The 11,814-nt window shown below is 46.7% G+C and carries 13 protein-coding genes; 5 read left to right on the top strand and 8 right to left on the bottom strand.

Going from position 1 to position 11,814, the window contains the following annotated elements; translation table 11 throughout:
* Window positions 1–17: 17 nt before the first annotated feature.
* Window positions 18–1,295, top strand: a complete 1,278-nt coding sequence (locus tag QT996_RS01080; protein ID WP_333044046.1) for a bifunctional sterol desaturase/short chain dehydrogenase — start codon at window positions 18–20, stop codon at window positions 1,293–1,295.
* 147 nt (window positions 1,296–1,442) lie between these two features.
* Here QT996_RS01080 and QT996_RS01075 read toward each other — a convergent pair whose 3' ends face one another.
* Entirely contained in the window at window positions 1,443–2,042 is a 600-nt protein-coding gene (locus QT996_RS01075; RefSeq protein ID WP_333044045.1) for a glyoxalase-like domain protein, read from the bottom strand.
* Between the two features lie 120 nt (window positions 2,043–2,162).
* On the opposite strand from QT996_RS01075, the gene QT996_RS01070 reads away from it, so the two are divergent.
* The gene (locus QT996_RS01070) at window positions 2,163–2,567 is read left to right on the top strand and encodes a gamma-glutamylcyclotransferase (protein WP_333044044.1); all 405 of its coding nucleotides are present in this window, start codon (window positions 2,163–2,165) and stop codon (window positions 2,565–2,567) included.
* 20 nt (window positions 2,568–2,587) lie between these two features.
* On the opposite strand, the gene QT996_RS01065 is transcribed toward QT996_RS01070, so the two are convergent.
* Genes QT996_RS01065 through QT996_RS01055 form a run of 3 tightly spaced genes read right to left on the bottom strand, consistent with a single transcriptional unit; the run spans window position 2,588 to window position 3,954 of the window.
* On the bottom strand, window positions 2,588–3,307 hold the full coding sequence (locus tag QT996_RS01065) for a response regulator transcription factor (RefSeq protein WP_333044043.1): 720 nt from the start codon (window positions 3,305–3,307) through the stop codon (window positions 2,588–2,590).
* Window positions 3,308–3,364: 57 nt separating this feature from the next.
* Entirely contained in the window at window positions 3,365–3,634 is a 270-nt protein-coding gene (locus QT996_RS01060; protein ID WP_333044042.1) for an ATP-binding protein, read from the bottom strand.
* Window positions 3,613–3,954: a hypothetical protein gene (locus QT996_RS01055; RefSeq protein ID WP_333044041.1), complete on the bottom strand. Its 342-nt coding sequence runs from the start codon at window positions 3,952–3,954 to the stop codon at window positions 3,613–3,615. Before QT996_RS01055 ends, QT996_RS01060 begins: the two co-directional genes overlap by 22 nt.
* Window positions 3,955–4,176: 222 nt before the next feature.
* Between QT996_RS01055 and QT996_RS01050 the strand changes: the two genes are divergently transcribed.
* A complete protein-coding gene (locus tag QT996_RS01050; protein WP_333044040.1) occupies window positions 4,177–6,591 on the top strand; it encodes an NACHT domain-containing NTPase in 2,415 nt (804 codons plus the stop codon).
* 187 nt (window positions 6,592–6,778) lie between these two features.
* Here the strand turns inward: QT996_RS01050 and QT996_RS01045 are convergent, their stop codons facing one another.
* The 3 genes from QT996_RS01045 to QT996_RS01035 all read right to left on the bottom strand — a co-directional run bounded on the left by QT996_RS01045 (window position 6,779) and on the right by QT996_RS01035 (window position 8,779).
* The gene (locus tag QT996_RS01045; RefSeq protein ID WP_333044039.1) at window positions 6,779–7,366 is read right to left on the bottom strand and encodes a zf-HC2 domain-containing protein; all 588 of its coding nucleotides are present in this window, start codon (window positions 7,364–7,366) and stop codon (window positions 6,779–6,781) included.
* Window positions 7,367–7,508: 142 nt separating this feature from the next.
* Entirely contained in the window at window positions 7,509–8,168 is a 660-nt protein-coding gene (locus QT996_RS01040; RefSeq protein WP_006631278.1) for a sigma-70 family RNA polymerase sigma factor, read from the bottom strand.
* A gap of 119 nt (window positions 8,169–8,287) precedes the next feature.
* Complete coding sequence (locus tag QT996_RS01035) at window positions 8,288–8,779, bottom strand: molybdenum cofactor biosynthesis protein MoaE (protein ID WP_333044102.1); 492 nt, start codon at window positions 8,777–8,779, stop codon at window positions 8,288–8,290.
* A 634-nt stretch (window positions 8,780–9,413) separates the two neighbouring features.
* Between QT996_RS01035 and QT996_RS01030 the strand changes: the two genes are divergently transcribed.
* Window positions 9,414–9,788, top strand: coding sequence for an SH3 domain-containing protein (locus QT996_RS01030; protein WP_333044038.1), 375 nt, complete (start codon window positions 9,414–9,416; stop codon window positions 9,786–9,788).
* A gap of 134 nt (window positions 9,789–9,922) precedes the next feature.
* On the opposite strand, the gene QT996_RS01025 is transcribed toward QT996_RS01030, so the two are convergent.
* On the bottom strand, window positions 9,923–10,903 hold the full coding sequence (locus tag QT996_RS01025; protein WP_333044037.1) for an aspartate carbamoyltransferase catalytic subunit: 981 nt from the start codon (window positions 10,901–10,903) through the stop codon (window positions 9,923–9,925).
* A 651-nt stretch (window positions 10,904–11,554) separates the two neighbouring features.
* Between QT996_RS01025 and QT996_RS01020 the strand changes: the two genes are divergently transcribed.
* Window positions 11,555–11,773, top strand: a complete 219-nt coding sequence (locus QT996_RS01020) for a DUF4327 family protein (RefSeq protein WP_006631282.1) — start codon at window positions 11,555–11,557, stop codon at window positions 11,771–11,773.
* Window positions 11,774–11,814: the final 41 nt, after the last annotated feature.

Raw genomic sequence — 11,814 nt, 5'->3', positions numbered from 1 at the left:
TTCAAACTGGTGCGAGCATGGTAAATTACTGGATAGTCGGCGCTGTGGCAATAGCTTCTGTCTGCTGGGCAGAAATAATACGAGACTTTTATCACGTCGTGTCCCATTATTGGGGACCGCTGCAAAAGCTGCACACTTGGCATCACCGCGTTTTCCGCCCGAATTTGACGCCCGTCAGCGAGACTATTTACAAGCAAGCACACTGGCGTCACGACGTGCCCGAAGCTGCGGCTATGATGGTTTTGGGGTTGTTGCTGTGGGGTGTAGCTTATTTTGGGCTGCCGGAATATCACTGGGGCGCAGCAGCGGGTTGTATTTATACTTTAGGCTTTTTGTTGAGCGCGATCGCCCGCGGGTGCGGCATCAAAGGCGCAGACGAATTAACCGACATCACCCACCAACCGGGAGACTTTCTGACTCCCCCTGGCAAGTGGTTAGTTAATAAACCTTATCACTGGCGGCACCACTTCGACAATCAAAATGCTTACTATTGCGGTACTTTCACCTTAATAGATAAACTTATGGGTACAGCACTTTCTCTCAAAGGCAAAACTGTAGCCGTCACCGGTGCATCGGGAACTTTAGGTCGTTCGCTTCTCAAACACCTGCACAAAGCTGGTGCAAAAGCGATCGCCCTCACCTCTGGAAATGAGGAAATTACTTTGGATGTAGACGGCGAAATTTTACCTGTAAAAACCGTAACTTGGCAAGCTGGCCAAGAGGCAGACTTAGCCCTATTTTTAGAAAAAATCGATATTCTCGTCATCAATCACGGGATTAATGTACACGGAGAAAGAACAGGAGAGGCGATCGCCAACTCATACGAAATTAACACTTTTTCCGCGTGGCGGCTGATGGAACTCTTTTTCTTAACAGTCCGTACTAACGAAAACATCGCTTGCAAAGAAGTCTGGATCAACACTTCCGAAGCAGAAGTAATTCCCGCTGTCAGTCCCCTGTACGAACTCAGCAAGCGCGCCCTGGGAGATTTAGTCACCCTGCGCCGGCTGGACGCGCCCTGCATCGTTCGCAAACTGATTTTAGGGCCGTTTAAAAGCAACTTAAACCCGATCGGCATTATGTCGCCAGATTGGGTAGCGCAGCAAGTTATCAAACAAGCTAAAGCGGATGCCCGCAATATCATCGTGACAATTAATCCTTTGACTTTTATCATTTTTCCCGTCAAAGAGTTCTTTGTTTCCCTCTACTTCCAAATCTTCAGCCGAAAGGCGATTTCAGAGATTAAAGCAGCGGCAGCATCCGAAAAATCTAGCGTTGAATCTAAGATTAATTGACAAACAAGAAACCCGGTTTTTGAGATAAACCGGGTTTCTAACTGGGGATGTAATACCAAATTCGGCTTTAATACCCCTTTGATTCTTTTGTCCCTCTTTGCGGAGACCAAATTTTGTGTACAATCGGTTTCAACCGCCGCGTATTATTTAATTACTAACCTCAGCCATTTCAATGACGCGACCGTCATAATCCTTGACCAAAAAATTCAGCGGCTTTTCCCGGCGAATTTTATAACTAATGCCGCGAGTTTGTACCCTCATCAATAGCTGATCCAAACACTCGCGATCGAAACAAACATGACGTTCGCGATTTTTTTCCCCTACACCAGCGCCGCTAATGATATGCAACTGCGTATTTTTCATCAACTGATACCACAAACCCTCGGGACTCCCCAGCGTTTGAGAGCTCGTTGCCCTCCCGACATTCGGCGACAAATACAGCGGATCGATACCAGTTGTGCCCAAAGTTTGCTCGTAATTGTAGTAGTAGTGCAGCGGCACTTCTGCTACGGGCAGGTTTAGCATACCTTCATAGAACTCCCTCGCTTGCCCGAGATCGGATACCATCACCGTGTGTACCTTCGGAGCACTGGTGAGAAACATCCACATCGCCCCCGCATAGGCGGCCAGCAGCATCACCATAATTCCTTGAGTCGAAAACAAGCTGTCCAGGGGCAGGGACGGCAAGAAAGAGCTCAAGTACAAAGGCCGAAGTCCAAAAGCAATAAGACTAACTGCTAGAGTCATGAATTATAAGAAAGGGTAAACAACGAAATTTAGGAAGATTGCAGTCGCGATCGCCCGCGAGACTTAAACTATTAGCTTAGCCATCTATGTTAGCAAAAACTAGCGGTTAAGCCCTACCCGATGAAAGTCTTTGTATACGGCACACTCAAACCGGGGGAGTCCAACTACCTCCGCTACTGCGAAGGAAAAGTTGTGGATGCTTGCCCCGCGATCGCCCGCGGTCAACTTTTTGCGCTGCCGATCGGCTATCCTGCGATGATGGCCGGAGATGGCACAGTCTGCGGTTTTCTCCTCTGTTTCGCAAACTCGGCTATTTTGGACGATTTAGACCGATTGGAAGACTATCATCCGCTGCGGGAACCGACACAAAACGAATATCAGCGGCAGGAAATCGAAATCTTCGATCGACACCTTAAACCTTTAGGCAGGGCTTGGGCTTACTTCATGTTACCCGATCGCGTTCGTTCCCTAGGAGGCATCTGGCTGCCCCACGGCACGTGGGAAAATCGGTTTTTCACCAAATAAGGTAGTTAATGCCGATGAGCTTAGGAAATTGCCATTGCAGGGGGCGAAGGTGGCTCGAACCTGTAACCGTAACCCCGAATAGTTTTAATAAACTGCGCTCCAGTAGCATCAACTTGAATCATTTTCTTGCGAATCTGACCGATATGTACGCTAACAACTTTCTCTTCTCCTGTGTCGTCGCAGTTCCACCCCCAGATTTTTTCGATTAGCTGTTGGCGACTCCAAGATTGACCGGAATGACTTGCCAAAAAATACAAGATATTAAATTCCAAGGCTGTTAACTTGATAATTTTGTCGTTGAGTGTTGCTTCCCGACGCGCTGAATCGATCGCGAATTGATCGAATACAATACGTGATGGAGTGACAGACCTCATACGTCTCAACACCACTTCTATACGAATTGCCAACTCCGCCAAACCAAAGGGTTTACAGATATAATCATCAGCACCGGCGGACAGGACTTTAAGTTTATCAGCTTCGTCCGTGCGGCTGCTTAGGATTACCACAAAAACATTAGTACGGCGCTGCATTTCCTGGCAGAGGTGATAGCCTGTAGTATCCGGCAAATTCCAATCAAGAACGACTAACCGTGGCTTGAATTTTTCAAACAATGTTAAAGCCGTCTCGCCATCGGCTGCCGAATCTACTTGATATTTCTGAGTTAAAAAACGATGAACGAGAGTGCGGATGGATGGGTCATCATCCACAACGAGAATCTTGGGAGCAGTATCAGTAGTCATCACCAAAAAAAATATTTTTGTTATCACTTGAAAGTTGGCAATTACAGAACAGCTTCTTTAGTCAAGCATAAATCCCAGCTCGCTCCAAATAACTGGCAATTCTTCAATCAACTTAGCTTGGAGGTCAAAAGGCTCTCCCATATCCCAAATCTTGAGTTCTAGGCGTTCGTTAAATACTGTTATTTCAAGGTTGATCGGAGTTTCAAAGGGCAGATTTTTGTGAGCGTGGCGAACAGCATTCGTAAACCCTTCTATCGTAGCAAGTTTGCACTGCTGCAAAACTGGTTCGGGAATGGGTAGATACTCTAAAACTGCTCGACCCACCATAAAACTTGAACAACACTCTTGAGGTCAGTATTTAGTTGAAGGTGAAGTGTTTTTATTGGCTGGTTATAAGTTTGATAAATTTGGTGACCTCGTTGCTTTTTCCACCCCACAACCAAGGCGTTTAAAAAGTCAAGTAGCCGCTTCAAATAACCATAGGTAATGGGAGGTTGGGGTGGTTTTATACCTGGATGAAAATCTTTCACAATTAACAGACAGTTGCCATGGTCAGAAGTGCGTGTATAGCTGAGCTTATCGGCTATTTTGCTAATAAGTTTTATGCCTATTCCACGGGAGGGAATTTCATTGATGTTATTTCTCATGTTGCTATCCTTTCTCATCATTTAATAGGTAATTTTTAGAGACACAAGAGAGTGGCATTCTGAAGGGTTAATCTTGCATGATTTATACCTGACTTTTCCCGTAGGCCGTGCATTTGTTGTCAGGATCATTTTCTCTTTTTTGCTGGGGTCTTGACAAACTCAGTTTGCGATCGCTAAACTGATCGAAAACTGACATTGACAATTAGAAAAGTAAATTATATAATGACGACCCTCAAAGCCTCTGAGGAGGGATTAGTAAAAATTAGGCAAGCTAGAAGAGAAAGGGGAGGGACGATAGAAGACCCCAGATGGCTAGTAGAAGCTAGTCAAAAATTAGAACCCGATCGAACTTGGACAGAGGCCGGGCCCTATGCCGATGGCCTCTCGCTGCCAACTTGGAGGCGTTTTTTAGGAGGAAGAGACCCAATTAAAGCTAATGCTTTCAAGGCTTTCTGCACGGTTTTGCAGTTGAATTGGGAAGAAATTGTCGATCGTCCTCCACCCAAAAATCCGCAGCCACCGAATTTAGACATTGATTCGGTAGTGCAAGAGATCCGGCAAAAATGCCACAGCAAAATCCAACAGCTTTACAGCAAAATGCAACTGTTGGATATTGCACAGCCCGTTGATGTCAGTAACCTCTACGTTGAAGTCAACATTTTGGAGGAAATTACCAGTTGGCAGCCCGGAGAAATTAGCGATTTACTCAGAGACTTCAACCCAGATGCAGATAACTTTAACCGCTTGGGTTTAGGCAAAGTGCGGCAGAAACGAGTACCAGGATTGGATGCGGTGAAATCTCACTCTAAATTGATGGTACTCGGCAAACCTGGTTCCGGTAAAACTACCTTTTTGAAACACATTGCCATTCAGTGCGATCGCGCAAAATTTGAAGCACACAAAATACCGATTTTTATCCCTCTGAAAACCTTTGCTGAAATCCCTAATCTTGACTTATTAGAATATATCAGCGACGAATTTGCCACTTGCGGAGTTGAGGGGCGATCGCAAACTGAATTCGTACTCAGTCAAGGCAGAGGCTTGATTTTATTGGACGGCTTAGACGAAGTGCCAGAATCAGATAGCGATGCAGTCGTCAGACAGATTCGTCAGTTTGTCCAAAAGTATTACAACAATCAGTTTATAATTACCTGTCGAATTGCCGCTGCTAAGTACCGATTTCACGACGAAGCTTTTACCTGTGTTGAGGTAGCCGATTTTAATAACAAGCAAATCGCTGCCTTTGCGCTCAATTGGTTTGTGGCTTTTTCCCATAATCTGGAGGCAGGGAAAGCTTTAGCCTCTCAATTTGTAGAGAAGCTGAAACTGCAAAAAAATCAGCAAATCCGAGAACTGGCAGTAACGCCAATTTTGCTTAATCTGACTTGTTTAGTATTCCAAGCAAAAGCAGAGTTTCCATCCAACAGAACCAAGTTGTATGAGGAAGGACTGGAAATTATGCTCAGAAAATGGGATGAAACTAGAGGCATTCAACGGGATGAAGTTTATCGCGATTTGAATTTGTGCCGGAAACAAGATTTACTTGCTTTTGTGGCAGCTATTACTTTCAATCGGGGCGATTACTTTTTTGAAAAAAATCAAATCCAACAATTGATTGCCGACTATCTAGCTAACTTGGCCGATGGCACAACTGACCCCGTTAAGTTCGAGATCGATAGTGAGGTTGTGCTGAAGGCGATCGAGGCACAACATGGATTATTAGTGGAGAGGGCAAGAGGGATTTATTCGTTTTCTCATCTAACATTTCAAGAGTATTTCACTGCCAGAGAAATTGTTACCAATTCCGAGCCACAAGTTTTGGAAAAACTGGTCAGCCACCTAACCGAGAAGCGTTGGCGAGAAGTATTGTTCTTAGCAGTTGGGATCTTGCCAAAAGCTGATGACTTGTTACTGTCAATGAAACAGCAAGTTGATGGACTGGTCGCTGAGGACGAGCAGTTGCAGCAGTTCCTCCTGTGGGTAAACCAAAAATCCCTTTCTGTTGATTTTACCTACAAACCTGCAGCAGTGAGAGCATTTTACTTTACCCTCGAATATCCCCTCCTTGACTGTGGCTTTGCCCTTTCTCTTGACCCTTGTCTGAAAAAAGTTGTGGGACAAATTCTTGAACAGGTTCTTAACCTTGCACTTGAAGGTGCTCTTGACCTTGCCCTGAACCCCGTCCTTAAGGATGCGCTTGAGCCTACCCTTGGTTACATCAGCCTTACCCTTGAACGTACCCTTGTCCCTAACCTTGACCTTGTTCTTGACTGCGACCTTGTACCTGCCCTTAAGCCTGAACAAAGGCAAGCGATACAAGAACTTTTGGAACAACTGCCCGATCCAAAAAGTGACAAAGAGATATTTGCAAAATGGTGGAAAGATAACGGTCAGGCTTGGGATAAGCGATTAAGACAAATGATGATTTTGTATCGCGATATGGGTCGTCTTTGGCAATTTAGCGAACAGCAGAAGTCATTGCTGAGGAAGTATTACGATGCTAATAAATTGCTGGTAGATTGCGTCTATAGCGGTTGTAATGTATCTCCTGCTGTGCGGCAGGAAATTGAGGAGACATTGCTGTTGCCGATCGCAAATCTGCAAAAAACCGATGACAAGTGCGATCGCCCGCTCTAATTCCCCTCGCTACCTACTTCGATATCAAGATGCGATCGCCCCACAATTCGTCATTCAAAGCCGGGAAAGTGTCCAAAGATCTATCCACCTCGAAAAACTGGGAAAAACAGCAAAAAGCCCCCTTTTTTAGGGAGCTTAGCGACTTTCGTTATTGTTCAAAACAGAAATTCTACTGCGCCTTTGGCAATTACTTTTGAGGGGTTGCTACACCAACTTTGGGAATATCCATTATGGGTGCATTCACGCCAAGCATCAAATCGTTGGGATTAACAATCTCCACCAGAGGCTCGTTCAAAGCCACAATCAAACCGTCAGATTCAGCAGGAACGGGCGATCGAGCAAACTGGGGAGCAAACAATTGGCGGCCACCACCGACACCAGACACCACTCCAATCAACAAAGCTGCGATCGCACCTCCACCCAAAATCCAAGCCCGTTTCGGCTTGCGTTCCACCCGCTGCAAAACCTTCGCCGCCAACTCCTGTGCAGATTGTTCCGCTGCAGGCACCGGCATGGCGTGAAAACTCTGCTGCATCATCAGCAGTCGCGAGTACAAACGTTTCGTAGTGGGGTCATTTGTCAGCCATTCCTCAACTTGCCTGCGTTCTGCAGCCGTCACTTCGCCGTCGAGGTAGGCACTCAGCAATTCAAAGCGATCGCGCATCATAGTAGTTACATTGCCCTGGGCATAATTGTTGTTAGCTTGAGTTTCCGTGAGTGAATCCCCGATACCTGGCTTATTCTGATTTTTATCCGATTCAAAGTTATAATTCATATTTCACATCACTTGCTCAAATTGGCGAAGCACCCGATCGCTATTAGGATAATTTACTGCTTATTTATATTGTAAAATAGAAGTTTTGATGTCACAGCAAAATTCATCAAATCTTCTTGATCGGCGTCGGAAATCACTCTTGCTAATTACCGTCGAGATATTTTTGCAATTCCAACTGTAACCTTTGGCGAGCTCTAGCAATTCTCGACTTGACAGTTCCCAGAGAAACACCGGTCATTTCGGCTATTTCCTCATAGGCTAAACCTTCTATTTCTCTCAAAACAATTGTCGTGCGGAATACTTCCGGCAAATCTGCGATCGCCACCCGCAACTGGTCGTAAAATTCTCTAGTCGTCAAATCTTCATCAGGCCCCGGACTGTCGGCCGGAATTTCCCAATCCACCTCGCCATCTTCCAGAGCACGGGGTACGTCGAGCGACAGCGGAGTTCGCACCCGCTTGCGCTTCCGCAACTCATCGTAAAACAAATTAGTGGCGATGCGGCTCAGCCAGCCCCGAAATTTAACAGGCTCTTGCAAGCGGTTAATATTGCGGTAGACCCGAATCCACACTTCCTGAGCCAAGTCTGCTCGGTCTTGCCAGTCAGGGGCCAAGTGATAGAGTACCCTGTCTACGTGGGACTGATACCGCTTCAACAGTTCTGAAAAGGCAGTGCTCTCAGGTCGATTTCCTTCCTGACAACGCAATACCAAGTCATAATTAGAGAGTTTTTCGGCTGGCAATTGCACTCTTTGAACGGTCGCCACAACCGCAGACCAGGACACGGAAATAAAGTCGCTCATCGGTGGAATTGGCTCATCGAACATTCCACATTTTTTGACGTTAGCAGATCCCGATTGGTTCCCGCCCTCGGAAACTGCGATCGGCTTGAGTCATCAGACAGTCAATCAATGACTGCTTACTAATGCCCGATAACCTCGCACGCTCCTATACTAACCCAACTGCTAGAACCGTCGGCCCAATGTTCCTTTTTCCAAATCGGTACATTGTGTTTGAGCGTATCTATGGCGTACTGGCAAGCTGCAAAGGCTGAGTCCCGGTGGGGACAGCCAACAGCCACCAGTACGCTGATTTCTCCCACCTGCAAGTGTCCGACGCGGTGGTGAATGGCGACCCGATTGACATCGGCCCACTGGCGGCGGATTTCCGTAGCGATTTGCTGGAATACTCGCACGGCCATCGGTTCGTAGGCTTGATATTCTAGGGAAACTACAGCTTGACCGTCAGTTTGGTTGCGGACTGTACCGCTCATCATTACCACGGCTCCGTTCGCCGCGTCATCTGCCAAAGCGTATATTTCCTCTACAGACAAGGGCGCTATGGTAATGGCGAAGCTGTCTGATTCATGGCATTGAGGAATTGTGCCGATCGAAAGTGCAGCGCTAGATTTCATTGCCAAAGAAGTGGTGTTGGAGAAGTTAATTGATCTTGACACAAATCCAGTCCCGATCGATCTTGCATCCTTGTCCGGGAAACGGGGCGGCTAATCTTGAGACCCCTCTCGTAGCAAGGGCGAGAGCCAGACGCCATCGCCCCGAACTTCTGCACAAGTGCGATCGGCTACAATATGACTCACCAAAACCCAATTAATACCGTGCTTCAAGACGAGCGGGATGCTTGTTCGATCAAATTAACTGCCGATATTGCTGTAGCAACTCAATAAATAAGCACACCCAAATAAGTAGTGTCATTGGCAACTCAGTATAATAAATTTCCAACCCCAACGATTACTTTCTTCCCTTTTGAATGACACAGTTAAGTTTAATTCTGCCCTCCTACTTAATCCTCGTCGCCCAAATCTTTAAGCAGCAGATGTAAACTTTATTTATTTTTTTGTTCCGGAAAGCTACTTAGATGGCATGATATACCTGTGCAGGATTCAGGAAAATTGGCGACTACTCAGCCAAAGCAAGACCGTAACGCCCTCTTGTGCCTTTTCGGAAACAGAAGTTAATGGTTTGGGCTGTTAATTGAGGTTTCGACCTGAGTCTGCACCAACAAATGTTAACAACAATCACGAGGAAACTATGGAAGCACTAGCATTGAGCCACTCTTTTGTTGCTTATGAATCTCCAGAGTCCGAACTCCAACTGGAATTGAAAATTCCTAATTCTGCATGGATAGGCGTTGCAGGTATGGCAGTAGCTCTATCTGTTCTGGGTGTCGGTGGTGAAGCGCAGGCAAGTTGCGGCTACTCCCGTTGTGGCGGTCACAGCCGTCACAGCTACGCCGAAGTTGCAACCAACGGCGGCCGACTAAATATCCGCCACCGCCCCGATGGCTGTTCTCATGTTATCGGCAAGTTATACAATGGAGACAATGTGGCATTGACCGGTCGTTACAAACGTGGCTGGGCCGAACTTGCAGGCGGCGGCTGGGTATCTGCGTCGTGGCTCTCCTAACTCTTTAGAGGAATTTACATTTCTAGAAAGAGTTTTAATCGTTACCCGGGCAGACCGGGTAACGATTATCTTAAATATGCGATCGCTCCTGAAAATAATCGAATATCCGAAATCCATTACTAACAACTAACAGCCTAAACTTTACCGCCGCCGATTAGATAAAGTAATGCCATCCGCACCGCCACGCCGCTGGTAACTTGCTGAGAAATCAGGCTAAACTGGGCATCGTCCATCAAATCCGAACTAATTTCCACGCCACGGTTAACCGGGCCCGGGTGCAAGACCTTCACATTCGGCTTGCAGAGTTTGAGTCGATCGCGCGTAATCCCGTACAAAGAATGGTATTCTCGTAAACTCGGCAGTAAATGGTTGCTCATCCGTTCCTTTTGCAGCCGCAAAGTCATCACAAAATCAGCATCAGCCAAAGCAGGTTCAAGCTGCCAGTGCAAAAATAATTTGCCTTCCCTACCATCGCCACACTCAGCAAACAACAGCGGTAGCAAAGTTGGCGGCCCGGCCAAATGAACCTCTGCCCCAGAAGCCGTTAGACTCCAAATATTAGACCTAGCCACCCGCGAATGTAAGATATCCCCCACCACAGCAATTTTTTTGCCCGCTAAAAGTTCCAGTCGCGGACGTTCGGTATCTAACAGAGCACAAATAGTAAATAAGTCTAGCAAACCTTGCGATGGATGTTCGTGCTGGCCGTCTCCAGCATTGAGAACGCTGACTCTCGAACCCAAGCGATCCATTTCCGAAGCAATGGTGCTGGGAACTCCAGCTTGTTCGTGCCGGATTACCATCAAATCCGTTCCCATCGCCAGATAAGTCTTAGCCGTATCCAGAATAGTCTCCCCCTTCGTCAGAGAAGAACTTCCCGGGGTAAAATTTAGCGTATCCGCCGACAGCCGCTTGGCCGCCAACTCAAAACTATTGCGAGTCCGGGTAGAAGGTTCAAAAAACAAATTCGCGACCACTTGACCCTGCAGGGCCGGCACTTTCTTCGTGCGGCGGCCGAGCACCTCCCGAAAACTGGCTGCTGTTTGCAGCACCGTATCGTATTCGTCCGAGGTAAAATCAGCCAGAGTGAGAATGTGTCGCCTTGTCCAAGTCATACAATTTTAGATTTGAGATTTGAGATTTGAGATTTATTGAATCAAGACGGACGATGGGTTTGAAACTTGCCTGCTGGCCCACGTGGGCCAGCCTAGAATGTTCGATCGACATTTAGGGGTGGCGATCAACAGTATCCAACAATTTTTGATCGCTTTTGCGGTCAGTAGAGTTATAATCAGTTTATGTAGCTCAGACCCCACTCTCACAGCGAACCCAGCGTCGAAGGTGAAACAGGTGTGGTTTACCCGCAGGAAAGCGGAAATTACGCTGTAGCAGCGAAAGCGCAGTAGTTGCAGTTTCTCCTACGCAAACTCAGCCTTGTCAAGAACAAGCCGAACGTAGCCCTTGCATCTGCCACTATGTGGAAACAACGATGTGGAAACAATCGAGGCGGCCAACCTCCCACTGTCGATCGACAGCATATAGCGGGACATTTTAAAGATGATTAATTCTTTGAAGTCGGTCTTGACTCTTCAGTCCTGCTTATAGGCCCTTGTCAAAACAAACTCTGTTAAGATACAAGTTGAATATGTAGCTTCCCGACAAAAATCTACACGTATCTTGGCGAGACTGTTCTTGGCGAAACTGCGGTAAAAAGTGAGAGCTGGGAAGTGGTAATTACACAAGATTTAAACAATTCAAGAGGTATTATGAGCCAGCAGGTTATACAGCCGATGGTTAAGTTCCAGCGTCAGGTGCATTCTCTCGTCACGTCTGACATTATCAAGCCGACAGACAGTATTTGGAAAATTGCTCTACTTTACGGCGACGAATGGCCGTATTGGAAACAGCAATTGTTAGAGTTTGATTTTTCTATGCAAGACCCCGTGAGCGAGTTGATAGCTGTAGAAGCTTGGGACGAAGAATAACAGAGGAGACGAAGGACTGGGGTGTCGGAGAGAAATTTCGA

Origin of the sequence: Microcoleus sp. S13C4, from assembly GCF_036700865.1 — a bacterium.
In the GTDB taxonomy this organism is placed as follows: Bacteria; Cyanobacteriota; Cyanobacteriia; order Cyanobacteriales; family Microcoleaceae; genus Microcoleus.
This window is presented reverse-complemented; position numbering and strand designations above follow the sequence as displayed.

Excerpts from the sequence above, each read along its gene's own strand:
- QT996_RS01035 (WP_333044102.1), bottom strand. The coding sequence starts at position 8,779 with ATGAAATCTAGCGCTGCACTTTCGATCGGCACAATTCCTCAATGCCAT.
- QT996_RS01045 (WP_333044039.1), bottom strand. The coding sequence starts at position 7,366 with ATGAATTATAACTTTGAATCGGATAAAAATCAGAATAAGCCAGGTATC.
- QT996_RS01065 (WP_333044043.1), bottom strand. The coding sequence starts at position 3,307 with ATGACTACTGATACTGCTCCCAAGATTCTCGTTGTGGATGATGACCCA.
- QT996_RS01050 (WP_333044040.1), top strand. The coding sequence starts at position 4,177 with ATGACGACCCTCAAAGCCTCTGAGGAGGGATTAGTAAAAATTAGGCAA.
- QT996_RS01080 (WP_333044046.1), top strand. The coding sequence starts at position 18 with ATGGTAAATTACTGGATAGTCGGCGCTGTGGCAATAGCTTCTGTCTGC.
- QT996_RS01070 (WP_333044044.1), top strand. The coding sequence starts at position 2,163 with ATGAAAGTCTTTGTATACGGCACACTCAAACCGGGGGAGTCCAACTAC.
- QT996_RS01075 (WP_333044045.1), bottom strand. The coding sequence starts at position 2,042 with ATGACTCTAGCAGTTAGTCTTATTGCTTTTGGACTTCGGCCTTTGTAC.
- QT996_RS01055 (WP_333044041.1), bottom strand. The coding sequence starts at position 3,954 with ATGAGAAATAACATCAATGAAATTCCCTCCCGTGGAATAGGCATAAAA.
- QT996_RS01030 (WP_333044038.1), top strand. The coding sequence starts at position 9,414 with ATGGAAGCACTAGCATTGAGCCACTCTTTTGTTGCTTATGAATCTCCA.
- QT996_RS01040 (WP_006631278.1), bottom strand. The coding sequence starts at position 8,168 with ATGAGCGACTTTATTTCCGTGTCCTGGTCTGCGGTTGTGGCGACCGTT.
- QT996_RS01020 (WP_006631282.1), top strand. The coding sequence starts at position 11,555 with ATGAGCCAGCAGGTTATACAGCCGATGGTTAAGTTCCAGCGTCAGGTG.
- QT996_RS01060 (WP_333044042.1), bottom strand. The coding sequence starts at position 3,634 with ATGGTGGGTCGAGCAGTTTTAGAGTATCTACCCATTCCCGAACCAGTT.
- QT996_RS01025 (WP_333044037.1), bottom strand. The coding sequence starts at position 10,903 with ATGACTTGGACAAGGCGACACATTCTCACTCTGGCTGATTTTACCTCG.